The following is a 26,372-nucleotide window of genomic DNA, read 5'->3' on the forward strand; positions in this document are numbered from 1 at the left end:
AGCGAAAGGATGCGGTGAAGGTACAGTTTTAAACGAATAATTGTTGTCATTAGGCGACTTTTAATGAGCAACAGAGATCTAAAACATCTGTTTCATAGCGTTCAGGAATAAGGGGGGCCGACAGACCTTGACACCAGGTTCTGCCGGCATGGCAAAGCAGTCAGCCCACCAGTTGTTCGCTCGGGGGCGCTTCTGGCATGGCCTGATCAAAGAAGCCTTCGGTGTGAATCATCTCGTCCTGAGCACCCTGTGCCTTCACGGCGGCGATGCAGTCTTCGACAAATTCGGGGCTGCCTGCGATATAGACCGCGTGGCGGGACAGATCCGGATACTGTTTGGCGATCAGGTCCGGAATCCGGCCGTGCAACATGCCGTCCTTTTCTTCACGCGTCAGTGTAGGCAGGAACTTGAACCGGCGGTGACGGGCGTTCCACAGCTCCAGCAGGCCTCGGCAGTAGATGTCCGCTTCGGTACGGGCCGAGAACATCAGGTGGACCGGTTGCTTGAAGCCACGGCGCAGGGCTGCGTCGGTGAGGCTCAGGATCGGAGCCAGTCCGGTGCCAGCCGCCAGACAGAGTACGGGGCCATCCGTTCTCGGGTCGCCAATGAAGGTGCCATAAGGGCCGGAAAGGTTGACCATGCCGCCTGGGTGTACCTCTTGATGGACCCAGTTACTGGTCTGGCCATCGGGCACGCGGGTAATCTGCAGCACGATTTCGCCATCGGGCCTTGGCGCGTTGGCGATGGAATAGGAGCGGGGAGTCACGGTTTTCTGCGTATCGGTCAGACTGACATACTGACCGGGCCAGAAACGAAGGGGTTCGCCAATGGGGCGCAGGCGAATCTCCGCGATCCGGTCGGTGCGCTCGATTCGGTCCACCACCATGCAACGAACGTTTTCACGGGGCGGAAACAGCTTGGGTTTGGCATCGTCGGTGCCCCAGTCGATCTCGAGCACCTCACCCAGAGGCTTGCACATGCACATCAGGCCATAGCCCTCGGCACGTTCCTCTTGTGACAGCGCCATATCCAGCACCATGCCCTGGTCGAAGTCACCGTCCAGGACTTTTACCTTGCACTCGCCACAGGCACCGGCACGGCAGTTGTTGGGCAGGGCGTAACCGGCATTTTCCAGCGTTTCAAGCACTGTTTCGCCGCTTTTGGCTTCAACTTCCTTGCCGGATGGGGATAAACGAATCGTCGTCATGGGGTACCTCCGGACGCTGGTGTGCAGCATCCTTGAAAACAGAAACAGGACAGAAAAGCAGCCGCCGGACAGGTGTCACGGGCGGCTGCTGATGCGCTCATGCAAACAGGGATCAGAAGATCGGGATGATGTCTGCAGAGTCCAGGTCGGCCTGGGTCACTTCTTCACCGGTGATATCCACTTCCGGAATCGCCGGGAATGGGGTGTCGTACTTGTCCAGTACCGCTTTCAGGTTGAGCATGGCGTTGCGCCAGTTTTCCAGCTTGTCTTCATAGGTCGGAATACCGAAGCCGGCTTCACGTGCCAGTGCTTCCGCTTCACGCTGGGTCGCGATGAAGTCATCCGGCAGGTCCCAGAATTCGGCCGGCGGCTCGAACAGAACGGCAGACAGGAACAGGTAGCCCGCACGGATCTGCTTGGTGATGATGCTCTTCTCTTCATCAGACAGTTTCGGGTAGTCACGCTCCATCAGGGACAGACAGATCGCCATGTGGCGGCCTTCGTCACGGCCGATGTTCTTGAACGCTTCGGTGAAGACCATCTCTTCACAGCTTTGAGACATCTGCTTGAAGATGGTAGCCGCAGCAATTTCACCCATCAGGAAGGAGCTGAACAGTACCGCCAGGCTGTACTTGGGCACGGCCTGCTTGTAGCCGTTCCAGTAGCGACCACCGTTGTAGTAGAGCCAGCGGGCGTTCTTCTGCAGGCGACGGCCCAGATCGGTTTTCGGCTCGTACTCCAGCGGGCTGGCAGATTCGAGCATTTTGGTGATCACCAGACCACACATCTGTTCGTGGTTCTGCTCGTCGCGCGTTACAGAGAAGAAGCAGCGGCGAATCGCGTCTTCTTCGTGATCTTCATAGGTCTTGATAAAGGCTTCCGCAAATACGGGCGGTGCAGAAGCATCGAATACAGAGAGCAGGGTCCACCAGTAGGCAATCGCCTCACGCTCTTCCCAGGAATAGCTGGAGGGGTCAAAGGTGTCCCAGGGCAGGTCTTTCGGGTTCCAAGCTTCACGCAGGGACGCATCCCAGATCTCTTCCATTTTGGAGGTCTTGGTTTCCCAGCGCAGCGGGTAGATATTCGGCTGCGGCGTTTCCGGCGGGAATTCCATGGTGTTAGCGATTTTATCGTGCATGGAGCTTACCTCTGTATAGGTTTTCTTGTTGTTGGAGACCTCTAGAATCTAGGGTTAAGTGATACACAAATCAATTCAAAAAAATTGCATTATGTATCGCTTATTTTATGGGCACGTTTTATGCAAATCATTTAAAAGAAGATTTAAAACAGAGGCTTACCTGCGATGTCGCTGGTTTTTTCAGGTATGAAGTGGGAGGATTAAAGGCGTAAAAACGATAGGGTTATTTGACAGGGGTCAATTAACTGGCAGGAGGCGGGGCAGGGCCTCCCGGGCGGGAGGCCGAAGTAGCTCACTGATCGACGAAATGATCAGCAAGGCGCTGGTAGAGGGGTAGGGTGAAGCAGTCGTTGGCCTTGTTGCCCGCAATCGGGTGTGAGGCAAATCGGGCGATGACAAGTGCGCGAGTGGGGTCGATATAGAGGCTTTGGCCGTGAACGCCACGTGCCATGAAGGCACCGTTTTCATTCCCGGTAACCCACCACATGCTGTTGAATGACCAGCGCTTCATGCTCGGGTGAACGGGGTCGGCAAAGGCCGGAAACTGACCCCCGGCACGAATGGCCTTGACCACATCCGGGTGCAGAATCTGCTCGCTCCCCATGCGCCCCTCGTTCAGGATCAACTCACCGAAGCGGGCCAGATCACGCAGGCTGGCATTAAGGCCACCGCCGGAGAAGGGGGTTCCGTACTCGTCCACCTGGAACAGAGCAGGGCGTTCCATGCCAATCCTGCTCCAGATTCGCTCCTCCAGATACTCTGCCACCGACAGGCCGGTGACGCGCGCCACCAGCCAGCCGATCACCTCGGTGTTGGCGGTCAGGTAATGGAAAGCCTCACCGTGTTCACCCTTTTTCTGCACCATTGGCAGGTATTCATAGTAACCGGTGGGGCCCTTGTAATCCCGGGGCTTGGGGAGGGGATTGCCGGCGGCCGAAAAGACCCATATTTCCGATTCCGGATCGGCATAGTTCTCGTCGAAGTCGATGCCTGTGGTCATGTTGAGCACCTGGTCAACCCTGGCATCACCAAACCCCGACCCTTTCAGTTCTGGAATGTAATGGCTGATCGGCTGTTCTGCGTCGATTTCACCCCGTTTGATCAGATCCAGTGCCAGGGTGCCTGTCACGGCCTTGGTCATCGACATCAGCAGGTGCTGTTCGTAATCCTCGAAACCATCAAAATAGCGTTCGTATACGACCTGCCCCTGATGCATGACCAGAAGCCCGTCGGTGTAGGTTTCCTGCAGCCCCTGCTCAAATGTGATCGGCCGCTCCTGCCCCCAGGGCGTATAGGTCAGCTGCTCGATCTGAGCGTCAGGTGCATAATCGAGCGCACGGGGAGGGGTATTGCGACGGCTGACGAGCGTGGTCGGTAAAAACTCGTTCATATGCCTGACACTGTAACGCAGGGCCGGAAACTGGAAGAAAGAGCCATCGGCCAGTCGCACGCGGCGCTCGGCGGGAGGCGGGCTGCCCTGCATCCAGCCCATCAGGTCAGGCGCCGATTCTGCTGCAGACAGGTGATCATTGGATGCCGGTGCCGGGCACTGGCTGGCCTGTACCGAGAGTGAAGTGGCTCCGAACAGGGCCGCCAGCAGCAGACCGGATGTGATGCGGGACATAACGCCTCCTTTGAATCAGAACGTGTGGGCTCGCACCATCGCGTCCATGCCACCGTCAATGAACAGGACCGACCCGTTCACAAAGGCGGACTGGTCCGACAGCAGGAAATCAACGCCATCGGCAATTTCGTCCGGAACGCCGGCGCGGCCCATGGGCGCGACAAAATTCTTCACCGCTTCTCCGAACCGGGCATCCTCTTTGGATGCCTGATGCAGCGGCGTTTCAACAGCGCCCGGCGCGATCACGTTCAGGCGCATGCCCTGCTTGCCCCAGGCAACGGACTTGCGGCGACCAAACACAGTTACGGCATATTTGGAGGCGGCATAGGCGGCAGCGGGGTCTCCCAGCTCCTCAGCTATCTGGCGGGATCGGGCTTCATCACCTTCCAGCATAGCAGCGGTCATGGGATGCGGCTGTGCCACCATGTGGCTGCCGGCAACGGACCCGATGATCACGGCCTTGCCGTTACCGCTGTTGGCCAGGGCCGTTTCCAGGCCTTCCAGGTATTCGGTGACACCAAAATAGTTCACCCCAATGATGAGTCCGACCGAGGGGGCCGTTACGCCCACACCGGCGCAGGCCACCACGGCATCCAGCCGATTGTCGCAGGCAGCAAGGGTCTGCTCCACGGCAGCCTTGCGGCCTTTAGCGCTGGACAGGTCGGCATTGACATCGGCGTTGCGCAGATCGACCCGGATCAGAGTGTGGCCTGCGGCTTCAAGGTGTTGGCAAACGGCAGCGCCGATGCCTGAAGCGGCGCCGGTAACGGCAATCGTGGACATGTGGCTTTCCTCGTTGTTATCGGTTGTTGCACCAGACTATGCAAGTGATGCCCCGGTGGCACTTCGTCCATTCAGACTATAGCGTCTGACACCCTGTCGGCGCAGCCAGCGGCTGGCTGGCGCTGATGGCGAGCGACCGCCTGCAGCAGAAGGACTGCAGCCAGCGTGCTGACACACCCCAGCAGCAGTGAATAACGCAGGGACTCCGTGCCCAGCATGGGGGTGATCAGGTCGCTGAGTGCCCCCACCGCCAGCGGGCCTACGCCAACGCCGAACAGGGTCACCAGTACGGTCTGGCAGGCCATGGCGACTGCGCGGCTGTCGGGTGAAACCAGACGGGTAATCATGCTGAAACAGGGGCCTACCCACCAGACGGCAAAAAAGCCATTCAGGGCACACCAGACCATGGCGGTTGGTATGGTGTAACCCTGTATCACAAACGTACTGTTGGCAGGCCAGAGCAGGTAAGCCGTCATCGATAACAGGCCGATACCGTGACCGATCTGGGGAATCAGCAGTTGCCAGCGTTGATGGGCGCTCAGGAGCCGATCCGTCATCCAGCCGCTGAACAGCATGCCCAGAGCGGCGGTGCCACCGCCGATGAAACCGGCCAGAATCCCGGCCTGCTGCAGTTCAAGGCCGTGGGAGCGCACCAGAAAGGTCGCGTTCCACATGCCATAGGCGTTTGCGCCCAGCGTGCTCATGCCGGCGGCAAAAATCAGGTAACGATAGGGTTTCAGCGCCCACAGGGATGTCAGGGTGGCACCAAGCGACAGGGCCGGGCTGGACTGGGCATCCTGAGGAGGATCCCAGGCGCCTCGGACCGGTTCTTTCACCAGCAGAATCACCAGCGCAATCAGGCTGGTCGGCATGGCCACGGCCATAAAACCGGTGCGCCAGCCGTACTGTTCGACCAGCCAGGCCCCGACACTCATGGCGATGATTACGGCCAGCGTCGGGGCCGTACTGAAGCAGCTGATGGCAAAGGCACGCCGGTTGGGCGGGTAGAGGTCGGCGATCATGGAGATCGAGCTGGGGGTAACGGCGGATTCACCAATGGCCACCAGCATACGTGCCATTACCAGCACTACAAACCCGGTCGCAAAACCACACAGCAGGGTGGTAGCACTCCAGATGATGGCGCTGGCGGCCAGCACCCGGGTGCGTGGAAAACGGTCGGCAAGGCGGCCCGCTCCCAGTCCGAAGAAAGCATAGACGCCGGCGAAGGCCAACCCTGAGACCAGACCCATGGCGGTATCACTGGCATCGAATTCCTGTTTGATCGGCTCGATCATCACCGCCATGATCTGGCGGCCGATAAAGGTGTTGGTATAGAGCAGGGCCAGCAGCAGGAGCATGCCATGTCGACGCCATACCGGCGAAGAAACTCTTGGGTTGTGCGTCAACATGGGGGCTCCTTTTTACGCAGCAGTTGGCCAGCTGGGCCGCTTTAAATAAGGCCTTTCTCTTTCGCCATGGTCAATGCCAGGTCTTCAATCATGTCTTCCTGCCCGCCGACAGTGCCGCGGCGACCAAGCTCTACCAGAATGTCGCGCGCCGAAATGCCGTACTTCTTCTCCGCACGCTGGGCAAACAGCAGGAAGGAGGAGTACACACCGGCGTAGCCCAGCGTCAGCGCATCGCGGTCCACGCGGATCGGCTGATCCATGATCGGGAACACCCGGTCTTCGGCCACATCCATGATCTTGTACAGATCGATACCGGTCTCCACGCCCATGCGATCCAGCACGGCGCAGAACACCTCCAGCGGCGTATTGCCGGCACCGGCACCCAGGCCCGCAACCGAGCCGTCAATGCGTGAAGCGCCCGCTTCGATGGCCGCCAGGGAGTTGGCGATCGCCATGCCCATGTTGTGGTGGCCGTGGAAGCCGATCTCGACACTGCTCGGCAGTTCGGCACGCAGCAGGCCGATCTTGGCAGTGACCTCATCCGGCAGCATGTAACCGGCAGAGTCAGTGGCGTAGATGCAGTTGGCACCGTAGCTGACCATCAGCTTGGCCTGTTCCAGGATCTTCTCCGGGCTGACCATGTGCGCCATCATCAAAAAGCCGACGGTGTCCATTTCCATCTTGGCGGCCATGCCGATGTGCTGTTCGGACACATCCGCTTCGGTGCAGTGAGTCGCCACACGGATGGTGGAAACGCCGCAGTCCTTGGCCATCTTCAGGTGATCGACGGTACCGATCCCCGGCAGCAGTAGCGCGGAGATTTTGGCGTTTTTCATTTTCGGCACGACCGCGTTGAGGTATTCCTCGTCGCTGTGGGCCGGGAAGCCGTAGTTCACGGACGCACCACCGAGGCCATCCCCGTGGGTGACTTCGATCAGCGGCATGCCCGCTTCGTCCATGCCGGTGGCGATGTTGACCATTTCGTCCAGACTGATCTGGTGACGTTTGGCGTGCATGCCGTCACGCAGAGACATATCGTGCAGCGTGACTTTCTTACCGTTCAGGTTCATGTGTCTTTCCTCCGTTAGCCACGCTCAGGCAAAGTGATGGTGCCGTTGGCCGCTTCTTCCGCGAACATTTCAGCGGTGCGCAGACCGGCTGCAGTCATGATGTCCAGGTTGCCGGCGTACTTGGGCAGGAAATCGCCCAGCCCTTCCACTTCCATGAAGCAGGAGACGCGGTTGCCGTCGAACACCGGACCGTTCACCAGGCGATAACCCGGCACGTACTTCTGCACCTCTTTCACCATCTGGTGAACGGATTCGGTGATGGTGGCCTGATCCGGCTCGCCTTCGGTCAGGCAGTGGATGGTGTCACGCATGATCAGCGGCGGCTCGGCCGGGTTAATTATGATGATCGCCTTGCCGCGCTTGGCACCGCCAACCTTCTCCACGGCACCGGCGGTGGTGCGGGTGAACTCGTCGATGTTCTGGCGCGTGCCCGGACCGACCGAGCGGGACGAGACGGTGGCGATGATTTCGCCGTACTCAACCGGCTGTACACGGGAGACTGCCGCCACCATCGGGATGGTCGCCTGGCCACCGCAGGTCACCATGTTGACGTTCAGCTCCAGGTTCTTGGCGTGCGCTTCCAGATTGACCGGCGGTACGCAGTAGGGACCGATAGCCGCGGGGGTCAGGTCGACCATGATCACACCCAGCTCGTTCAGCTTGCGGCTGTTCTCGGCATGCACGTAGGCGGAGGTGGCATCGAAGGCGACGCGGATGGCGTCTTCGATTACGTGCGGCAGCAGACCGTCCACGCCGGTAGCGCAGGTCTTGATGCCCATCTGTTCAGCACGCTTGAGACCTTCGGACTCGGGGTCGATGCCGACCATCCAGACGGGCTCAATCCACTCGGAGCGCTGCATTTTCATCAGCAGGTCGGTGCCGATGTTGCCCGGGCCGATGATGGCCGCTTTCAGTTTCTTGGACATAGTGTGTTCCACTTATTCTTGTTTGAAGCCTTTGCTCGCAGAGCGCGCTCCGCGCGCGAAAGCATTACTCCACAAAACGGATTGAGCAGCTGCCCATCTCTTCGGCCTTCAGGCTGAAATGATCGCCGGCACTGACCGGAATCAGGGGCGCCAGTGCGCCGGACAGAATGATCTCACCCTTGCGGAAGGGAATGCCGTACTCACCCAGTGTATTGGCCAGCCAGGCAACGGCTGCTGCCGGGTGCCCCTGTACCGCCGAGCCCAGCCCGGAGCCCGCCGGCTCATCGTTCTTGCGGATCTGCATCGCCACGGCAGCGAGGTCGAGCGTGTTCGGATCGGTGTGGGTTTCGCCAATAACAAAGACGCCGCAAGAGGCGTTGTCGGCCACGGTATCGACAATGCTGATGCGCCAGTCGTCAATGCGCGAGTCCACTATCTCGAAGCAGGGCGCAACCCATTCGGTGGCGGCCAGCACGTCTTCGGCGGTAACACCGGGGCCGGTCAAATCGTGCTTGAGGCAGAAAGCGATCTCGCCCTCGGCTCGGGGCTGGATCAGGCCGGCGGCTGACAGGCTTACCTCAGCACCGTCGGCGAAGTGCATGCGGTCGGTCAGGAAGCCGAAGTCAGGCTGATGTACGTTCAGCATTTCCTGCACCGCTTTAGAGGTCACGCCGATCTTCTTGCCGATCACCCGTTCGCCGTCTGCTTCCCTCAATTGCAGTGTGTGCAGTGAAATGTGGTAGGCATCATCAATGCTCAGTTGTGGATGACGCTCGATCAGGGGCGACAGCGTACAGCCTTCTTTGAGCGCAACATGCAGCTCCCGGCCCAGCTTTTCAATCAGTGACGCATTCATGTGTGACTCCTTATCCCCAGACACTGCCTTCGGCACCACCGTCCACTTCGATCACCTTGCCGGTGACCCAGCTGGACGCCGGTGTGGCGAAGTAGAGTGCAGCCGCTGCAATATCCTCGGGCTCTCCAATACGCTGCAGAGGCGTGTTTTTCGCCATGGTCTCCAGCATCGCGGCAGGCGCTGCGTTTTCAAGTGCCGCCGTACGGATGGGGCCCGGCGCGATGGCGTTGACGCGTACCTCGGGCGAGAAGTCCTGCGCCAGCAGTTTGGTCAGGTGCGTCAGGGCGGCCTTGGCGGTGCCATAGGCGCTGAAATGCCTCTGGATATAACGTGCGGCCCCGGAGGTGATGTTGATCACGTTACCGCCGCCGGCTTCACGCATGTGTGGAACACACAGCTGGGTCAGTGAATAGGCGGAGGTCACGTTGAACTCGAGGACGCCGGCAAACTCTTCCGGGGTCATTTTCAGCGGGTCGTTGGGGCCGGAACCTCCGGCATTGTTGACCAGGTGCGTAATCCTGCCCATGCCCTCCATGGCCGCAGCCACGAGTGCTTCCCGCTGGGACTGATCATTGACATCACAACTGACGGCAAGGGCACGACGCCCCAGAGCACGCACCTCCTCGGCAACCGCCTCTACATCGGCGAGGGTGCGGGCCGAGCAGACCACATCGGCACCGGCTTCCGCGTAGGCCAGGGCAATGGCGCGCCCCAGACCGCGACCGGCGCCGGTAATGACGGCAACCTGACCGTCCAGCCTGAATCTGTTGATGATGGACATGGCAACTCCTTGTGTGTATTCGGTGGTCATAATCAGCTGGATACGGCCCAGAGGTCCGGCAGGCCGGGGTCCGTGCGCGCGATCAGGCGTTTGAGCAGCAGTTTCAGGGCCATGGCATCGCCGGGACCCAGGGCTTCCACAATCTCCTCCTCGATGGCCTTGGCCTGTGCAATCTGGTGAAGAGAGGCATCGCGCCCATCCGCGGTCATGCGGTAGCGGCCCTGCTCAATCACCACATGCCCGCACTGAATCAACACGTCCATGTCGTCCTGATCCACGGTATAACCGGTGTAGGCGATGTACTCGTTGATTTGCGCCAGCGTGAGTCCGTCTCGAATACAGAGCACCGATAAAATAAAGAATTGGGCCTGCTCCAGTTGCTGCTCATCCAGCAGGGCCTGCAGTCGGTTGACCATCTGGAAGTGGGCTCGGCCCAGCAGGTAGCCCAGCAGGTCTTCCGTGTAGCTGCATTCGGGAGGTGGCTCGGCCTGAGTCAGGCGTACCTCTTCACGTGGCTTACGTGCGGTCAGGGCATACTGTCCACTCTGGAACACCAGCGGTGGCAGGTCGCTCTGGTCAAACCCCAGTACTTCACCGATAAAGATGATGTGATCTCCGCCGTCGTGCATAAATGCCGTGCGGCACTGGAAACGGGCGGTGCAGTCCGGCAGCAGCGGAGCCTCCGTCATGCCTTCATCCAGCTCCAGACCGGCAAATTTGTCGTCTCCGCGAGACGCGAAGCGGCCGGACAGGGGTTCCTGCTCGACTGAAAGAACATGTACGTTCCAGTGCCTGGATTCTGAAAAGACCGGCAGGCTGTTGGCTGTCTTGGCCAGGCTCCAGAGCACCAGTGGAGGGTCCAGCGATACCGAGTTGAAACTGTTGGCGGTAATGCCGACACGGGTCCCATCGGCGGCAGTGGCCGTAATGATGGTGACACCGGTGGTGAAGGTGCCCAGTGCCGTACGAAAGGCTTTGGAATCGAAATTATTATTAGTCATGGTTGCCTCGGCTGGCCGGTGAGTCTGCATCGAGTATTGCAGTGGCCACAAGGGGCTTCATCGTCTTAATGGACTAAGACTCGGGCACAGGTGTCGTCCGTCTGGACGAGGTTTCCATGGACGTTTGGCGGTAGTAATGTGAGCCTCATAAAAATAAGACAGCCGTTTCTGCGGCTGGGATGATTCAAGGAGACAATGATGGCTGCAGCCGCAACGACACCCGCCGGTATCCAGACTTTGCTGGATGCTCAGCAGCAGGCTTTTAATCGTGAAGGTGCTGTCAGTGCCGACACCCGCAAGGCGCGCATCCAGCAGGTGATCGACCTGCTGGTGGATCACTGCGATGCGCTGGCTGATGCCATGGGGCGCGACTTTGGCGAAGGGGCTGACGGCGGTCGTCCTCGCGCTTTCTCGATCATGAATGACATCCTTGGCTCACTGGGCTCACTCAAACATGCCCGTGACCATCTTGAGGCCTGGATGGCGCCTGATCAGCGCACCCCTTTCCCGCCCTATGATCAGTTGGGAGGGGAAGCACAGGTGCTGCACCAGCCCAAGGGCAGTGTCGGGATCATCGGTACCTGGAATGCCCCCCTGTTTACCCTGTTCAGCCCATTGGCCTGTGCGCTGGGTGCAGGCAATCGCGCCATCCTCAAGCCTTCCGAGGTCGTGCCCGAAACAGCAGCTCTGGTTGCCGAGCTGGTCACTACCCACCTGGACCCGGAGGTGGTTGCTGTTGCCACGGGAGATGCCGAGATCGGCGCCGCTTTTGCCGGCTCTGCCTTTGATCATCTGGTGTTCACGGGCAGCACCGCCGTGGGGCGTAAGATCATGCAGGCAGCGGCACAGAACCTGGTGCCGGTCACTTTGGAACTGGGGGGCAAGTCTCCGGTCATTCTCGGCAAGGATGCTGACGTGGCCGAGAGCTGCCGTCGCCTGGCGATCGCCAAGGGCACTAACGGCGGGCAGATTTGTATCAGCCCGGACATTCTCTATGTGCCGGAGGCGGCGCTGGAGCAGGTGATCAGCGAGTTTACGCAGCAGTTTCGTGCCCTGTATCCGAGCGTAGAGGGCAATCCGGATCTGGTAGCAGCCGTTAACGCGTCGCATCTGGCTCGGGTGGAAGCCTGTCTGGATGATGCCCGAGAGCGGGGCGTTCGCCTGGTCTCAACGCACCCGGAAAGCACTGGCGCTACCCGCAAGCGTCCGGTCCGGCTGGTCATTAACCCCCCGGCCGAAAGCCGGATCATGCAGGAAGAGATTTTCGGCTCGGCCCTGATCGTCAAGACCTATTCAGCCATTGAGGATGTCATTGCGGATATCCAGAGCCGCTCCCGTCCGTTGGCGCTCTATTACTTTGGTCAGGATCGAGCGGAAGAGCAGAAAGTGCTCAGCCACACTCTGTCCGGTGGCGTCACTCTGAATGACATCATGATGCATGCCGCCATGCATGAGGCACCCTTTGGCGGTGTGGGTGGTTCCGGCATGGGGCATTACCACGGTTACGAGGGCTTTCTGGAGTTCAGCCATGCCCGAACCGTTTTCCGTGCCCCCGAATACGATCCCCGTGGCGAGTGGGGCATGCTGCCGCCTCACCACGACCAGTTTGAAGCGATGATGCGTGCACAGGTCACCAGGGATTGATTATGAGCATACTGGAACAGACTCAGGACCACGGTGTGCTGACACTGACGCTGAACCGAGCGCAGAAGCGTAACGCTTTTGATCGCACGCTTTATGCTGAACTGACGGCGGCCGTGCAGGCGGCAGACCAGAGTGCCGAGGTGCGCGTGGTGCATCTCAGAGCAACAGGGGATTGCTTCAGTGCAGGCAATGATATTGCGGACTTTCTGGCTGAGCCCGAATCCGGCCGGCGTACCGATCCGCCGCTGAAGCTCTTGCGCGCACTGCGAGCCAGCCGTAAACCGCTGGTGGCGGAAGTGGATGGCAAGGCCGTCGGCATCGGGGCGACCCTGCTGTTGCACTGTGACCTGGTGTACGCCAGTGAGCGTGCCGCGCTGATCTTTCCCTTTGTCGCGCTTGGGCTCTGTCCGGAAGGCGGCAGTACACAATTGCTGCCGCAGATGGCCGGCCATGTGAAGGCGTTCGAATGGCTGGTGCTGGGCGAGCCCTGCTCGGCGCAGGAGGCTGTCGAGGTTGGGCTGGTGAACCGTGTCTTGCCGCTGGCGGAGCTGGCAGCTGAGGCGGCCAGGGCGGTGAAACGGCTGGCGCAACTGGATGCGGAAGCGGTCCAGCAATCACGTCGGTGTTTGCAACGTGCCTCGGGCGAGCAGCTGGATGCGATCATGCAGGCCGAGATGGATCTGTTTGAGCAGTTGCTGGAGCGCGAACCGGCTCAGCAGGCATTGAATGCCTTTGTGAATCGCTGAGGCTGATCTTCCAGTAACACCAACGGCCGCTGAATGCGGCCGTTTTTGTGTGCGTATACGACAGTTTTTCAGCCAAAAAAAACCGGCCTCAATTGAGGCCGGAAAGAATGAAGAAATGTTGTCGTTCGCGTATTACGTGTTTAAAAAGCGTACTTCACCGACAGAGACAGATTGTCGCGGTCGGACAGGGTGCGCTGCTTGTATTTCTCATCATCACCCACATCGGGATCGCCCATATAGGTCAGATACTTGACCCCGACCTGAACACCCGTGCGGTGTGTAAAATCGGCACCAATACTGAAGCGGTGATCACCTTCGCCGCCTACACCACCGGTAATGGTACGGCCACTGATCTGACGGGAGTAGGCCACAGGGACACTCAGGTCCCAGTTCTCGGTAACACCCGGGTAGCTCAGGGACAGGCTGCTGGAGAACGCCATGCCATGGTTTTTCCACATCAGGTCTTCAGTGGTACTGACGGTACCGAAGGGTGAATCAATACCCCTGGCTTCGACATCCAGAATATCAACGTAAGACAGCTCAGCGGTCAGATTGACCGTGTCAGCCAGCCAGGAGCGGCCGAAGTTGACGATGGCATTCACGTTCGTCTGCAGAATATCGGAACGGGTTGGCATACCGTTGGACAGCAGGGAAGGGGCGCCCTTTTTGTAGGTCACTTCACCGGCAACCGAAGCCATGCCCAGACTGGTTGTCACTGTGGCACCGTAGAGTTCGACATCATCAAAGTAGCGAATGTTGTAATTGCCAGTGGTGGGGCCAAATCCCGTGATGTTGAACTCAGGCAGGGGAATCCTGTCATGGTAGTTCAGGTAATAGAGACCCCACTCGGTTTCAAGGCTGGTGCGGAAGCGTGTGCCCACACCCCACTGACCCATTTCATCAGGTTCCACGTCGCTGGTGCGGCTGTAAGAGCAGCTTGAGCCCGGCGGATTGGACAGGCAGGTCGCACCTTCACCGGTGGCTTCACCGGTTGCCAGATAAGTGCCGGGTTCGGATACCTGTGTCGGGTGCCAGTTGTATTGCGCGTGGGCCAGAATGGACCAGTTCGGATTCACTTCATACTGCATGGAGATCTGGTCTTCCGGCAGCAGAATATCCTTAACCTCTACGCCCGGAATGCCGGATTTGGTGCCATCTGACGGGCCCTGGGCCAGTGACATGCTGGGCATGAACAGCGCTTCGCCCCAGGCAACCACGTGCTTGCCGGCACGGATATCCAGGTAGCTGCCGTTGTCGAAGGCAAAGCTGGTGTAGCCGTATAAATCCAGCAGGCGGGTATAGCCGCCGTGATACTTCTCGGCTTCATCGGTGAACTTGTTATCGTCCTGATAGACATCGTCGTAGAAAGTACTGGCCGACATGACCAGGCCTGAGTTGCCCTTGTGCAGGCGGCCTTCCATCAACAGGTTCAGGCGGTTGTTGATCAGGTCGCCCTGATCAAAGTTGCCGTTGCCGCTGCTGTCCAGGGCGGCATCCTGATCTTCCAGACGCACACCGGCGCCGTAACTCAGGGTGCCTTTCCAGTCCAGAGTCAGGTCGTTACCCAGGTCGATGCTTTCGCCTGCCTGAGCGTGGGTAGCCAGGCCTGCACTGATTACAGCCAGGGCCAGCAGGTTCGGTTTAAATGTTTTCATGATGCATTCCTCGCTGGCTTAGTGGGCACGACGACGCAGTGCGGCCGGGGTGAACATTTCAGGGGTCAGGCCACCTGCATTGAGGATCGGGCCTGTGTCCAGATCCTGGAACAGGTTGTAGGCCACATAACCGCCAGTGGTCAGGTCATGGTAAAAGCTGTTGCCCGCGTGCCAGGCATTCATGTCGTAGGCGTAGTAGTAATTGACGAATGCATGGTTCACCAGCTCACCGCGGGTGTCGTAGTAGTCACTGATCACGCCATGCCAGGTGTCCTCATCGATGTAGAGGACACGCTTGCCATACTTGTGACGGTGGGTGTCTTTCAGCGTCCCTTCCAGTACCCACACACGGCGCAGTTCATAGCGCATCAGGTCCGGGTTGGGGTGGTTGGGTGTCAGGATGTCGTCATACGAGACGCTTTCCTCGTGCAAACGGTAGGGGTTTGCCGGGATGTAGATTTCTTTCTTGCCTTTCAGCTCCCAGTCGTAGCGTTCCGGCGAGCCGTTCATCAGGCGGTCCTGGTCGATGGTCATTTTGCCGGAGGTGCCTGCGGCCGGGGTGTCGAAACCGTACTCAGGCAGCTGACGCACGCGGCGTGTACCCGGGTTATAGGTCCAGGCCAGGCGCTGGCCCTGAGCGAAGTTGACCGGTTCGATGGACACGGTCCGCTTGCCCTTGTCACGGGTGGGCAGTCGGGTGCCGGTGTCGGAGTACGCCATGATCTCGCCGATCGGCTTACCCACATAGTCCGGGTGCGTCACGATGTTGAGACCGGAGTAGGTAGTACGTCCCCAGGTCTGGTCACCGCTGGTATTCACTTCAGCCAGGTCACGCGGGGCCATGACTTCGGTGTAGGCGCGATAGGGGAAGTTGTGGTTGGCCAGCACCTGCATCGCCTGGGTGCGGTTATCACCGGACGGGATCGGGAAGGGAATGGAGCCCATCAGGGCCTTGAAGCCCATGCCGTCATCCACCAGCTCTGCTTCAACGGCATTCTGCTTGGCCACTTCACAGATCTTGTCCGGATAACGGAAGTCACGGCGGCCCGGATAGACCGGGATTTCATAGGTATCCGGGAAGCGCTTGAGCAGCGCGATCTGGCCTTCGGTCAGCTTATCCTGATACTGCTCCCAGTTCTGGCCGTTGATTACCAGTCGTGGCGTGTCTTCCGGGTAGGGGTCAATCGGGTGCTGGCCCACGTTGGGCTCGTAGTCGATTCCCGGCGGGGTGCCCAGCCATTTGCCGGAAAAGGGCGGAATGGTGCCCGCTTCATTGCCGGCGGCGACAGCGCCCATGCAGGTGAGCTCATTGCCCAGCTTGGCGGCTTCTGCGGGGGAAACCTTCGCATGGGCTGATGCGGACAGGGTCAGTGCGATAGAAGCGGCGAGTGGCTTCCACAGTTGCTGCTTTCTCATCTTGCCTCCAGATGTTTACCCGGCGGTCAGCCAGAATGGCTTCAGCGGGCGGCAGTGGGTTTTATTGTTGTTGTCAGTGCATTGTTTGGGATGAGGCTGCGGGAGAAATCGTCTAAAGAGACTAGGCAGCAAATATTTTTGGACTACCGGTATAAAAAAGCGGCCCGAGCGCTGTGCACCGGGCCGCTTAAAGGTGTGGGGCCGTGTCGTATCAGTCCTGGGTGTAGGGCGGAATACCCTTGGGCACGTACACGCCTTCCACCTTGTCGAGGAACTCTGCCTTGCGGTCGCGCGGGTTGTAGAACTGCTTGTACCAGATGCGCGCCTTCATGAAGGGGCCGTCACTGGGAATAAACATGCCGTTCAGGCAGGGTGCCTTGTTGGTCCAGACCTCAAAGTCCTGAGCAAAGGCCAGGCGGCTGGCTTCCTGGAACTGGGCAGCAGCAATCCGGTCCTCTATGGTTACTTCGGCATTGCCGTTCGGAGACTTCACCAGCAGGGCGTGCCAGACGTGCACGGAGCCATCCTCCACCGGAGTGTGGTTGATCATCAGGATGGACTCGTAGTAACCGGTCAGGTGTGAAATCAGAACACCCGGGCCATGATACTTGGTAATCGTATGCAGGATGGGGCTGACGCCGTCATCGCCCACCAGCGTGCGGTGCGGGCCACACTGGCGCTGAATTGCCTGATGTCCCTTGAATTCGTTTTCGTAGCGCTGCACGGTGGAACCGTGGATCGGGCTCAGGTGGCCGTAGTCACAGATGTTGTCGACCACTTCCTGTTGGTGCTGTTCAAGAATGCCCAGATCATCGAATTTCCACTGCACCCAGGACGGATCGTCCCACTCCGGCAGGCTCGGGTGATCCCACTCCGGCTCGCCCCCTTCCGGGTCATGCCAGACCCAGATGGCGCCGAGGCTTTCCTTCACGGTCCAGGATTTCACACAGGCGGTCTTGGGGATCGGCCCTTCATGGTAGGGAATATCGTCACACTCGCCCTTATCGTTAAAACGCCAGGCGTGGTAGGGACAGCGGATGCTGTCGCCTTCGATATTGGTGCCACCCCCGTCGATGATGACATAGGAGGTGTCATTGGGAGCCGCCAGGTGGGTTTTCATGTGCGGGCAGTAAGCGTCCAGCAGCACAACCTTGCCGGTGGCCTGGCCGCGGTAAAGCGCAAAATCGCGACCGAAAAAGCGCACGGCCAGAGGCTTGTGCGTGTTGATCTGGTCAGCAGTCGCAATCATGAACCAGCCGCGCGGGAAGGTGTAATCGCCGAGCCGGTATTCCTGGGATGTAGCCATGGGAAACTCCTTGATCTTGTTGTTATCACCCGATTGATTCTGAATTTCGGGTCGGGCAGGGACATACCCTGTTTGGACGATATGGGTCGTAGAGCCTGATCTGCATCAATACAGGTGCTTCAGGCGATGTTGGCATCCAGTGCTTCAAGCCGATGCCGGTATGGGCCAATCGCCAGCGCGTACAGCAGGGTGGTAACCAGCAGCAGACAGAGCACGGTTACCAGTGCCCAGCGCAGGCCATCCGGCCCCATTGTGCGGGTGTAAACGTCACTCAGCGTGCCCGACAGGAAAGGTCCGAGGCCGGCTCCTACCAGGGTCATGAACAGATTGACGAAAGCAGCCCCCATGGCGCGCTGTGAGCTGGTCAGAAGGTGGCTGACGGCGGCAAAGGTGAGTGATGGCCACCAGCTCTGGAAAAAGGCGAAGCCGGCACAGAAGAGCATCGCCACGGGCACATCAAAGCGGCCGACAGCGAAGGTGGAACTGGTGGGCCAGAGCAGGAAGGCGATCCCCATGGGCAGGCTGATCAGAATGCCCAGCATCGGCAGAGCGATCTGCCAGCGAGTATCGCGCACGATCAACCGGTCGCAGAGCCAGCCACAGAACAGGGTGCCCAGTACGGCAAACAGACCGCTGGCAATGCCGAACATGAAACCGGCCTGAGCGAGCGGCATTTCGTAGCTGCGCAGCAGGAACGTAGGTGCCCAGATGCCAAAGCCATAGCCGACCACGCCGGTCAGCGCGACGCCAAGGCAGAGCAGAACAAAGGCGCGTACGCGAAAAATGGTTTTAATCTGAGGGCCGAATTTGATATCGCGAGCGGTTTGGGCCTGGCGGCGCTCCTCTTCACTGTCAAACACGCCCCGACCGGGGTCACGGGTGAACAGCCAGAGGGTGGCGGCGATGAACAGTCCCGGAATGCCGAACACCAGAAAGGTGGTGCGCCAGCCATAGGTTTGTGCGATGTAGCCACCCAGAACCATGGCGATCAGAATGCCCAGCTGAGGACCCAGCATGAAAATGCTCATCGCCATCGACCGACGATTCTTGGGGTAGAGGTCGGCCACCATGGAAACGGAAGGAGCCATGCCCCCCGCCTCACCGACGGCAACGGTCATACGGGCTACCAGCAGTTGCCAGAAGCTGGTGGCCATACCGCAGGCCATGGTCGCAAGGCTCCAGAGCCCGCAACAGATGGAGATCATCTTGCGGCGATCCGCGCCGCGATCAACCATCCGTCCCAGCGGAATGCCCAGTACTCCGTAAAGCACCGCGAACGCGAGGCCGGTCAGCAGGCCCATCAGGGTATCGGAAGCGCCAAACTCCTGCTTGATCGGCTCGATAACAATGGCGATGACATTGCGGTCGATGAAGGAAAAGATATACACCAGTGCCAGCAGGGCCAGCGTGAAGTGGCTCCGGATGGTCACCTTGGGCGGCATGATCGACATGATGGGCTCCGTTGAATTTATTCTTGTTGTGCACAGGTTACGCTCGGTGCAAGTGGCGGCATCGTCCTTTTGGACGTGGTCGGGCAGGGAGTGAATAACGTCAGATGGGAGCCTCGAAATACTCTGCCCCTGCCACCAATCAGGAGATCGTCATGGCCGCACGAGAAACCGATGCCGAGATCAGCCAGCGCAAGGCGCGCGAGCGTGATGCGTTGAAATACCCCTATGAGCGGCCTGCAGGTCCCGGTGAGGTGACACAACTGGCCAGAGGCGTTTATTGGGCGCGCATTCCCATGCCCATGGCGTTGAACCACATCAATGTGTATCTGCTGGACGATGAGGATGGGTGGTATCTGGTCGATACGGGGCTCAATACCGACGACTCCCGGGCGTGCTGGCGGCAACTGGCGCAGCGTCACTTTCCCGGCAAGCCACTGAAGGGCGTGATCTGCACCCATTTCCACTATGATCATGCAGGACTGGCGAGCTGGTTGATGCGGGAGTTCCATGCGCCGCTGTATATGACGCACGGCGAATACTTCACCATGCGCGCATTGGCCAGTACCAACGCAGAGGTCAAGGAAGATTCGCAGCGAGCCTTTTTCCTGCGTGCCGGCATGCCTGCAGAGCAGTTTGAGAAAATGCTGGGCTCCCATAAGCGGGACCCTTTCGTACCAGATTTTCCGCCCAGTTTTATCCGCTTGAGAGAAGGTGAAGCGCTCGATATCGGCAGCCGGAGCTGGACTGTGGTGGTGGGAGAAGGGCACTCGCCTGAGCACGCCTGCCTATACGCCGCGGAAGACCGCATTTTGCTGGCGGGTGATCAGGTACTGCCTGCCATCAGCTCCAACGTACTGGTAAGCGATGTAGAGCCGCGCGCCAACCCTTTGCGTTTGTGGCTCAAGTCTCTCGACAAGCTGCGCAGGCTTGCAGTGGATACGCTGGTACTGCCGGCACACGGTGATGTGTTCCGTGGCCTGCATGAGCGTGTGGATCAGCTGCATCAGCACCATCAACGTCAGTTGGACCTGATACTAACGCAAGCCTGTGGCGTAAAGGACTTTACGGCCTGGGACGCAATGGGTTGGCTGTTCCCGCGACGACTGAAGTCGATCGAGCTGATGCTGGCACAGGGCGAAACCCTGGCGCACCTGAATTATCTCTGCAGCCTGGACAAGTTGCAGGTAACGCCGGACGTGAACGGACTGGACCGATACCGGGCGCAATGATTGAATTGATTTCACAACAATAAGAGGAGAAACCCATGACCACCATTGCGGAACAGGCTGCCGCCATTCATGCGCAGCTGACCGCGCCGGGCGCGCCGTTTGAGCTGACTGAGGTCGAGACTGCCCGGGGCCGTTTTCCTGTTTACAAACATGCGCCAGCCAGCCTGGTTGACGTTATCAGGCAGTCGCGGCGTGAGGATGACGAGTGTTTTCTGGTCTATCGTGACGAACGCTGGAGCTTCCGCCGTTTCTATGCGCAGGTGGATGCGCTGGCCTCCTGGATGTTCTTTCAGGGGGTGAAACCCGGTGATCGTGTCGCGATCGCCATGCGCAACCGACCTGAATGGGTGGCGGTGTTTGTGGCGGCGGCCCGTCTGGGTGCGGTACCCGCGCCGCTGAACAGCTTTGGTCTGGGGGAAGAGCTGCGGGATGCCTTGAGTGGGCTGGATGCCAGCATTCTGGCGTGTGATACCGACCGCCTGAACCGTATCGATGTCAACGCGGTGGCTGATCAAACGCATATTCTGGTCGTCGGGCCGGAGCCCGAGTTCGGCGCGGGCCGCTGCCATGCCTACGATGACGTTATTTCACGTCCGGTGGGCGAGCTGCCGGAGGTTCAGCCCTCACCCGAAGATCCGGCACTAATACTGTTTACCTCGGGCGCAACCAGCCGTGCCAAGGCGGTGGTATCCAGTCAGCGCGCTGTCTGTCAGGCGCTGTATAACATCGACTACATCAGCGCCGTGTCGGCCATGTCTTCGCCCGAGGCGCTGGCGCGAATTCAGGCGATGCAGCGCGCGCCCGTCATTCTGACGGCGGTGCCGCTGTTTCACGTCAGTGGCCTTCACGCCCAGCTGCTGACCGCCGTGAGAACCGGTCGCCGGCTGGTGTTCATGCACAAATGGGATCCGGCAACCGCCGTGGGCATGATGAAGCAGGAGCAGGTCACCCAGTTCAACGGCGCACCGTCAATGGTGATGCAGCTGCTGCGAGAACCAGACTTTCATACTGACGAGGTCAAGGGTGGCCTCGCGGGCCTTGGTTTCGGCGGTGCCGGTCTGCCACAGGGACTGATCGACGAGGTGCTGGATGCCCTGCCTGACCAGCTGGTCGGTATCGGCTATGGCATGACGGAATCCAATGGCGTTGGCGCCGGTATCTCCGGGGATATCTTCCGCCTCGCACCCTCCGCTTCAGGCCTGATATCGCCGCTGATGCAGGTGCAGGTGAGAGCGCCCGACGGTTCGGTCCTGCCGGAGGGCGAAGATGGTGAAATCTGCCTGCGCTCCATCGCCTTGATGGACGGTTATCTCAACGATGCCGCTGCAACCGATACCGCACTGAGAGACGGTTGGCTGCATACGGGTGATCTTGGACACGTGGATGCCAACGGCCTGATTTTTATCGTGGACCGACTCAAGGATGTGATCAACCGTGCCGGTGAAAATATTGCGGCAGCGGAAGTGGAGTCCTGCCTGATGCGTCATCCTTTGGTGCGCGAAGCGGCTGTGCTGGGCGTACCGGACGAGGAGACCGGCGAGGCGGTGGTGGCGGTGGTTGCCATTCAACCGGGTGAAGAGCTGGAAGAGCCCGAGCTGCAGGCGTTTGTAGCCGAGCACCTGGCCGCCTACAAGGTGCCGTCGATGATCTCGGTGCAGCAGGAAAAGCTGCCACGCAATCCTGCCGGCAAGCTGCTGAAACAGCAGATCAAAAAGCAGCTGTTCCTCTAGGTCATCCCTGTCTGTGAACCACTTCCCGGCGGGCACCTTCTCAGGTGCCCGTTTCTGTTTCTCTCCCTGCATCTGTTTAGTCCGGTTTGACGATGCCCGGACCTCCCTGCCTTGCGCATGATGACCTTCAAGTACCAATGGCTGTGGTGTTTCGCCACGCCGGGGGCGTACGGGTGAACAATAATAAAATGGAGATTGCAGATGACTTCTCAGGCAACAGTCACCGATACCTATGACGTCGTGGTGGTCGGTTCCGGCGCTGGCGCCATGTCGGCCGCCATTTTTGCCGCCGACCAGGGCATGAGCGTACTGATCGTTGAAAAAGGGGCCAAGTATGGGGGCACCTCGGCGTTGTCAGGGGGCGGCATCTGGGTGCCCAATAACCATTTCTTCAAGGCCAGGGGCGGCGATGACAGCTATGAGAAGGCCTGGACCTATTTGAAAGCATCCGTGGGTGATGAGGTGGATGAGGCGCGCCTCAAAGCCTATCTGGATAACGCCCCCAAAATGATCAAATACCTGCAGGACAATACCCGGCTCAACTACACCGTTGCCGAAAAGTACCCGGACTACTATCAGCACCTGCCCGGCGCGGCAGTCGGCGGCCGTACACTGGACCCGGAACTGTTTGATACCACCGCGCTGGGGGATGAGGTGGACAACCTGATGCCGGCATCACCCACCACGCTGTTGATGGGCAAGATCGCCTGGACCGCCCGCCATGCGCACAAGGCGATGGCCCGCGAGCGGGGCTGGCGTCTGCTGCTGATCTGGCTGATGCTGCGCTACAAGCTCGACTTCAAGCAGCGCCGCAAGACCAAACGTGATCGCCGGGCGGCCCTCGGCAATGCCCTGATCGCTTCCTTGCGTGCCTCCCTGATGGACCGAAACGTGCCGCTGTGGCTGAACACCGATTTCCGTGAATTGATCGAAACCGATGGCCGCATCAGTGGCGTGATTGTCGAGCGAGAAGGGAAAGAGCAGCTGATTCAGGTGCGCAAGGGCGTGATTCTGGGGTCGGGTGGCTTTGAGCAGAACCAGGCACTGCGGGACAAGTACCTGCCCAAACCCACCCGGGTGGAGTGGAGTGCAACCCCACCGGGGCAGAATACCGGGGCTGCGCTGGAGGCCGGTCAGGCCATTGGTGCGGCTACGTCCCTGCTGGACTGGGGCTGGTGGGCTCCCACGATCAGCGTGCCCAAGGAAAACAAGGCACGCGGTGTGTTTGCCGAACGTGCCTTCCCGGGGGCCATCGTTGTGAATGGTGAGGGCAAGCGCTTTGTGAACGAAGCGGTGGGCTATCTCGAATTCGTTGACGAGATGTACAAGGACAACGCGAAGACCAACGGCAAGACCATCCCGGCCTGGGTGGTTTTCGACAGCAAGTTCCGTTTCAACTACGCCATGGGGCCACTGATGCCTTCACAGGTGATGCCGGACAGCCGCCTGCCCAAGGCCTGGCACAAAACGGTGTACTGGAAAGCGGACACGTTGGAGGGTCTGGCGAGTGAGATCGGTGTGGATGGCGCCGGCCTCAAACAGACCGTCGAGCGGGTCAACCGCTTTGCTGCCAGTGGTAACGATGAGGACTTCCAGCGCGGCGGCAACCCCTTCGACCGCTACTACGGCGACAGCAACGTCAAGCCAAACCCCTGTATGGCCCCGATCCAGAAAGGGCCTTTCTACGCCATGCGCATGGATGCCGGTGACATTGGCAGCAAAGGCGGCCTGCTGACCAACGAAAAGGGCTGTGTCGTGCGTGAGGATGGCAGCGAAATCAAGGGGTTGTATGCCATTGGCAACTGCTCCGCTTCGGTAATGGGCAAAACCTACCCCGGAGCCGGTGCCACGCTGGGGCCTGCCATGACATTTGGCTATATCGCGGTGAATGATCTGGCACGTCAATCAGAGACACAAGAGGTGACGCCATGAGCACCTCGACCATTACAGAGGTGTTTCCACCGCTGCGAGTCGACTCTGAGCAGGACGTACAGTGGGCCCAGCAGTGCGATGTGCTGGTGGTCGGCTGGGGCGCGGCCGGCGCCAGTACTGCAATTGAGGCACATGATCAGGGGCTTGATGTGCTGGTGACGGACCGCTTTGAAGGCGGTGGTGCCAGTGCCAAAAGTGGCGGCGTGGTGTACGCCGGCGGCGGGACGGAGCAGCAGCGCAAGGCGGGCTTCACCGATTCCCCCAAGGCGATGTTTGAGTACCTCAAGCACGAAACCCAAGGGGTGGTCAGTGATGCCACGCTGCGCCGGTTTTGCGACCAAAGCGCAGCCAACCTGCGCTGGCTCGAAGCCATGGGTACGCCCTACACCCATAGCATGCCGCCGGGGGGCAAAACATCCTACCCCCAGGATGGCTATTACCTCTACTACTCCGGCAATGAGTTGGTACCGGCCTATCGGGGAGCGGGCGAACCGCCACCCCGTGGGCATCGCACGGTAGGCAAGGGGCATGGCGGTGTGGTGCTGTATGGCCACTTGCAGGCGGCGTGTCGCAAGCGGGGTATCCGCAGCCTGACCCAGTCGGCCGTTCGCTGTCTGGTCATGGACTCCAGTGGCCGAGTGCTGGGAGCCGAAGTCTGGTCACTGCCGGCAGGCAAGGTCGCCAGGCAACATGCCCGGCTGGCGAGACGGGCAGAAAAACTGCAGAACCTGGCACCGGGGTACTGTAACCGCTTGCGTCAAAAACTGTCGGCACTGGAAAAGCAGCATGCTTCCCCGCAGTTGATACGTGCTCGCAAGGGCGTGGTACTGAGCACGGGCGGTTTCATTTTCAACAAGGAGCTGGTGAAGGAGCACGCCCCGAAATATCGCCGCAATTTCAAAATCGGTGCCACCGGCTGCGATGGCAGTGGCCTGCGACTGGGTCAGTCCGTAGGAGCGGCAACACAGCGTCTGGATACCGTATCGGCCTGGCGCTTTATCAACCCGCCGCAGAAATGGCCCAAGGGGATCGCGGTGAATGCAAAGGGTGAGCGCTTCAGCAATGAGGAGGTCTATGGCGCCACTCTGGGGCATGCCATTTGCGAGGAGCAGAACGGCAAGGCCTGGTTGATTCTGGACAAGCCGCTGCGTCGGCAGGCGATCAGGCAGTGTCTGCTGGGGCGTTACTGGTGGTTCCAGTCGGTGCCGGCGCTGGTGATGATGCTGCTGGGCGCGAAAAAAGGTCGCACTCCGGCAGAGCTGGCCCGCAAGACCGGTATGGATCCGGCGAGCCTGGATCTGGCTCTGAATGCCTACAACCGTGCCATCAGCGAGGGGCTGCCCGACCCGCAGGGCAAGTCGGACGACTCGCGTCAGCCGCTGCGTCAGGGACCCTTCTACGCGCTGGATATCTCGGTGAGCTCACCCGTGCTGCCGCTGGGTGCGCTGACGCTGGGCGGTCTCAAGGTGGACGAAACCAGCGGCAATGTACTCGGTGAACAGGGCGTACCGATCCCGGGATTGTATGCGGCGGGCCGTGCCGCCGTGGGAATTCCCTCCAACCTCTATGTCAGCGGACTTTCGCTGGCTGACTGTATCTTCTCCGGACGTCGCGCCGGTGCTGCGCTGGCGTCAGAGGCGCGGCAGCAGAGCGTGCATACAACCGGTGAGGCCCTTACTACCGCTTGAAGGAATCTGTATATGAGTTATTCGATGGACACCAGGGTTGCGCTCGTGACCGGAGCGGCCAGCGGCGTAGGCCTTGCCGTGGCAAAACAGCTGGTTGCGGCCGGTGCGCGCGTGGTGATGACCGATCTGCAGCAGGAAAAGGGTGAAGCCGTCGCGGCCGAGATGGGCGAACAGGCCCGGTTCCTGACCATGGACGTGGCCAGCCCCGACGACTGGGACAGGGTACTGACCCATATTCAGGAGCACGAAGGTCGATTGGACGTGCTGGTGAACAATGCCGGGATTCTCAAGACCGGCACCATTGAGTCAACCGAGCTTGAAGACTGGCAGCGACTGCACCGCGTCAATGCGGACAGCGTGTTTCTGGGCTGTCAGAAAAGCCTGCCACTGCTTAAGCAGCAGGGCGGTGCCATCGTCAACATTTCCTCCATTGCCGCGCTCGCCGGGCGCAATGACTACCTGGCCTACAGTGCGTCCAAGGGATCGGTGGCTGCACTGACACGGGCGGTTGCGGTGCATTGTCGACGCAAGAAATACCGTGTGCGTTGCAACTCAGTGCACCCGGACGGCGTACTGACCCCGATGACGCTGGCCGAGCTGCCTCAGGGCATTGACCCGAACCAGATCACTGTGGATGCCGACCCCATGAATCGCATGTGCCAGCCCGAGGATGTGGCGTCGGCCGTGCTCTACCTGGCATCCGATGAGGCGCGCGCCGTCAACGGTATCGAACTGCGCGTCGACAGTGGCCAATTCATCATGAGTATTTGAGATGACCCA

At 59.8% G+C, this 26,372-nt stretch carries 21 protein-coding genes; 7 read left to right on the forward strand and 14 right to left on the reverse strand.

Annotated features, from left to right (window positions below; translation table 11 throughout):
* Positions 1-160 precede the first annotated feature (160 nt).
* From H9C73_RS01650 to H9C73_RS01695, 10 genes are all read right to left on the reverse strand, one after another.
* A complete protein-coding gene (locus tag H9C73_RS01650; RefSeq protein WP_209286041.1) occupies positions 161-1,207 on the reverse strand; it encodes a 2Fe-2S iron-sulfur cluster-binding protein in 1,047 nt (348 codons plus the stop codon).
* A gap of 112 nt (positions 1,208-1,319) precedes the next feature.
* On the reverse strand, positions 1,320-2,345 hold the full coding sequence (locus tag H9C73_RS01655; RefSeq protein ID WP_209286042.1) for a hypothetical protein: 1,026 nt from the start codon (positions 2,343-2,345) through the stop codon (positions 1,320-1,322).
* A 292-nt stretch (positions 2,346-2,637) separates the two neighbouring features.
* Positions 2,638-3,969, reverse strand: coding sequence for a serine hydrolase domain-containing protein (locus tag H9C73_RS01660; RefSeq protein ID WP_209286043.1), 1,332 nt, complete (start codon positions 3,967-3,969; stop codon positions 2,638-2,640).
* Between the two features lie 15 nt (positions 3,970-3,984).
* Positions 3,985-4,752: an SDR family oxidoreductase gene (locus H9C73_RS01665; protein WP_209286044.1), complete on the reverse strand. Its 768-nt coding sequence runs from the start codon at positions 4,750-4,752 to the stop codon at positions 3,985-3,987.
* Positions 4,753-4,823: 71 nt separating this feature from the next.
* On the reverse strand, positions 4,824-6,161 hold the full coding sequence (locus H9C73_RS01670; RefSeq protein WP_209286045.1) for a spinster family MFS transporter: 1,338 nt from the start codon (positions 6,159-6,161) through the stop codon (positions 4,824-4,826).
* A gap of 41 nt (positions 6,162-6,202) precedes the next feature.
* On the reverse strand, positions 6,203-7,231 hold the full coding sequence (dmpG, locus tag H9C73_RS01675; RefSeq protein ID WP_209286046.1) for a 4-hydroxy-2-oxovalerate aldolase: 1,029 nt from the start codon (positions 7,229-7,231) through the stop codon (positions 6,203-6,205).
* 14 nt (positions 7,232-7,245) lie between these two features.
* Positions 7,246-8,157 (reverse strand): acetaldehyde dehydrogenase (acetylating), encoded by a 912-nt coding sequence (locus tag H9C73_RS01680; RefSeq protein ID WP_209286047.1) that lies wholly within the window; start codon positions 8,155-8,157, stop codon positions 7,246-7,248.
* 64 nt (positions 8,158-8,221) lie between these two features.
* Positions 8,222-9,013, reverse strand: a complete 792-nt coding sequence (locus H9C73_RS01685; RefSeq protein WP_209286048.1) for a fumarylacetoacetate hydrolase family protein — start codon at positions 9,011-9,013, stop codon at positions 8,222-8,224.
* A 10-nt stretch (positions 9,014-9,023) separates the two neighbouring features.
* Positions 9,024-9,794: a glucose 1-dehydrogenase gene (locus H9C73_RS01690; protein ID WP_209286049.1), complete on the reverse strand. Its 771-nt coding sequence runs from the start codon at positions 9,792-9,794 to the stop codon at positions 9,024-9,026.
* 32 nt (positions 9,795-9,826) lie between these two features.
* Complete coding sequence (locus H9C73_RS01695) at positions 9,827-10,795, reverse strand: flavin reductase (RefSeq protein WP_209286050.1); 969 nt, start codon at positions 10,793-10,795, stop codon at positions 9,827-9,829.
* A gap of 198 nt (positions 10,796-10,993) precedes the next feature.
* Here H9C73_RS01695 and H9C73_RS01700 point away from each other — a divergent pair, with 198 nt between their 5' ends.
* Together H9C73_RS01700 and H9C73_RS01705 are read left to right on the forward strand one after the other, a co-directional pair.
* Entirely contained in the window at positions 10,994-12,439 is a 1,446-nt protein-coding gene (locus H9C73_RS01700; protein ID WP_209286051.1) for an aldehyde dehydrogenase family protein, read from the forward strand.
* Positions 12,440-12,441: 2 nt separating this feature from the next.
* Entirely contained in the window at positions 12,442-13,185 is a 744-nt protein-coding gene (locus H9C73_RS01705) for an enoyl-CoA hydratase-related protein (protein WP_209286052.1), read from the forward strand.
* Between the two features lie 140 nt (positions 13,186-13,325).
* Here H9C73_RS01705 and H9C73_RS01710 read toward each other — a convergent pair whose 3' ends face one another.
* The 4 genes from H9C73_RS01710 to H9C73_RS01725 form a co-directional block, all read right to left on the reverse strand.
* Positions 13,326-14,840, reverse strand: a complete 1,515-nt coding sequence (locus H9C73_RS01710) for a DUF1302 domain-containing protein (protein ID WP_209286053.1) — start codon at positions 14,838-14,840, stop codon at positions 13,326-13,328.
* A gap of 18 nt (positions 14,841-14,858) precedes the next feature.
* Positions 14,859-16,256, reverse strand: a complete 1,398-nt coding sequence (locus H9C73_RS01715; RefSeq protein WP_209286054.1) for a DUF1329 domain-containing protein — start codon at positions 16,254-16,256, stop codon at positions 14,859-14,861.
* Positions 16,257-16,467: 211 nt separating this feature from the next.
* Positions 16,468-17,562, reverse strand: a complete 1,095-nt coding sequence (locus H9C73_RS01720; protein WP_209286055.1) for a Rieske 2Fe-2S domain-containing protein — start codon at positions 17,560-17,562, stop codon at positions 16,468-16,470.
* Positions 17,563-17,681: 119 nt separating this feature from the next.
* Positions 17,682-19,013 carry a spinster family MFS transporter gene (locus H9C73_RS01725; RefSeq protein WP_209286056.1) on the reverse strand — a complete coding sequence of 444 codons (1,332 nt, stop codon included), beginning with the start codon at positions 19,011-19,013 and terminating at the stop codon, positions 17,682-17,684.
* A gap of 152 nt (positions 19,014-19,165) precedes the next feature.
* On the opposite strand from H9C73_RS01725, the gene H9C73_RS01730 reads away from it, so the two are divergent.
* The 5 genes from H9C73_RS01730 (at position 19,166) to H9C73_RS01750 (ending at position 26,363) form a co-directional block, all read left to right on the forward strand.
* Positions 19,166-20,242, forward strand: a complete 1,077-nt coding sequence (locus H9C73_RS01730; protein ID WP_209286057.1) for an MBL fold metallo-hydrolase — start codon at positions 19,166-19,168, stop codon at positions 20,240-20,242.
* Positions 20,243-20,277: 35 nt separating this feature from the next.
* Positions 20,278-21,972 (forward strand): class I adenylate-forming enzyme family protein, encoded by a 1,695-nt coding sequence (locus H9C73_RS01735; RefSeq protein WP_209286058.1) that lies wholly within the window; start codon positions 20,278-20,280, stop codon positions 21,970-21,972.
* A gap of 201 nt (positions 21,973-22,173) precedes the next feature.
* Positions 22,174-23,904 carry an FAD-binding protein gene (locus H9C73_RS01740; RefSeq protein WP_209286059.1) on the forward strand — a complete coding sequence of 577 codons (1,731 nt, stop codon included), beginning with the start codon at positions 22,174-22,176 and terminating at the stop codon, positions 23,902-23,904.
* The gene (locus H9C73_RS01745) at positions 23,901-25,592 is read left to right on the forward strand and encodes an FAD-binding protein (protein ID WP_209286060.1); all 1,692 of its coding nucleotides are present in this window, start codon (positions 23,901-23,903) and stop codon (positions 25,590-25,592) included. The genes H9C73_RS01740 and H9C73_RS01745 overlap by 4 nt, the downstream gene beginning before the upstream one ends.
* Before the next feature lie 12 nt (positions 25,593-25,604).
* Complete coding sequence (locus H9C73_RS01750; RefSeq protein ID WP_209286061.1) at positions 25,605-26,363, forward strand: glucose 1-dehydrogenase; 759 nt, start codon at positions 25,605-25,607, stop codon at positions 26,361-26,363.
* Positions 26,364-26,372: the final 9 nt, after the last annotated feature.

The organism is Marinobacterium alkalitolerans (assembly GCF_017776525.1).
Taxonomy (GTDB): domain Bacteria; phylum Pseudomonadota; class Gammaproteobacteria; order Pseudomonadales; family Balneatricaceae; genus Marinobacterium; species Marinobacterium alkalitolerans.

Coding starts and splice junctions, on each gene's coding strand:
- H9C73_RS01670 (WP_209286045.1), bottom strand. CDS start 6,161: ATGTTGACGCACAACCCAAGAGTTTCTTCGCCGGTATGGCGTCGACAT.
- H9C73_RS01725 (WP_209286056.1), bottom strand. CDS start 19,013: ATGTCGATCATGCCGCCCAAGGTGACCATCCGGAGCCACTTCACGCTG.
- H9C73_RS01650 (WP_209286041.1), bottom strand. CDS start 1,207: ATGACGACGATTCGTTTATCCCCATCCGGCAAGGAAGTTGAAGCCAAA.
- H9C73_RS01690 (WP_209286049.1), bottom strand. CDS start 9,794: ATGTCCATCATCAACAGATTCAGGCTGGACGGTCAGGTTGCCGTCATT.
- H9C73_RS01705 (WP_209286052.1), top strand. CDS start 12,442: ATGAGCATACTGGAACAGACTCAGGACCACGGTGTGCTGACACTGACG.
- H9C73_RS01720 (WP_209286055.1), bottom strand. CDS start 17,562: ATGGCTACATCCCAGGAATACCGGCTCGGCGATTACACCTTCCCGCGC.
- dmpG (WP_209286046.1), bottom strand. CDS start 7,231: ATGAACCTGAACGGTAAGAAAGTCACGCTGCACGATATGTCTCTGCGT.
- H9C73_RS01695 (WP_209286050.1), bottom strand. CDS start 10,795: ATGACTAATAATAATTTCGATTCCAAAGCCTTTCGTACGGCACTGGGC.
- H9C73_RS01665 (WP_209286044.1), bottom strand. CDS start 4,752: ATGTCCACGATTGCCGTTACCGGCGCCGCTTCAGGCATCGGCGCTGCC.
- H9C73_RS01710 (WP_209286053.1), bottom strand. CDS start 14,840: ATGAAAACATTTAAACCGAACCTGCTGGCCCTGGCTGTAATCAGTGCA.
- H9C73_RS01740 (WP_209286059.1), top strand. CDS start 22,174: ATGACTTCTCAGGCAACAGTCACCGATACCTATGACGTCGTGGTGGTC.
- H9C73_RS01700 (WP_209286051.1), top strand. CDS start 10,994: ATGGCTGCAGCCGCAACGACACCCGCCGGTATCCAGACTTTGCTGGAT.
- H9C73_RS01745 (WP_209286060.1), top strand. CDS start 23,901: ATGAGCACCTCGACCATTACAGAGGTGTTTCCACCGCTGCGAGTCGAC.
- H9C73_RS01685 (WP_209286048.1), bottom strand. CDS start 9,013: ATGAATGCGTCACTGATTGAAAAGCTGGGCCGGGAGCTGCATGTTGCG.
- H9C73_RS01730 (WP_209286057.1), top strand. CDS start 19,166: ATGGCCGCACGAGAAACCGATGCCGAGATCAGCCAGCGCAAGGCGCGC.
- H9C73_RS01680 (WP_209286047.1), bottom strand. CDS start 8,157: ATGTCCAAGAAACTGAAAGCGGCCATCATCGGCCCGGGCAACATCGGC.
- H9C73_RS01655 (WP_209286042.1), bottom strand. CDS start 2,345: ATGCACGATAAAATCGCTAACACCATGGAATTCCCGCCGGAAACGCCG.
- H9C73_RS01735 (WP_209286058.1), top strand. CDS start 20,278: ATGACCACCATTGCGGAACAGGCTGCCGCCATTCATGCGCAGCTGACC.
- H9C73_RS01715 (WP_209286054.1), bottom strand. CDS start 16,256: ATGAGAAAGCAGCAACTGTGGAAGCCACTCGCCGCTTCTATCGCACTG.
- H9C73_RS01660 (WP_209286043.1), bottom strand. CDS start 3,969: ATGTCCCGCATCACATCCGGTCTGCTGCTGGCGGCCCTGTTCGGAGCC.
- H9C73_RS01750 (WP_209286061.1), top strand. CDS start 25,605: ATGAGTTATTCGATGGACACCAGGGTTGCGCTCGTGACCGGAGCGGCC.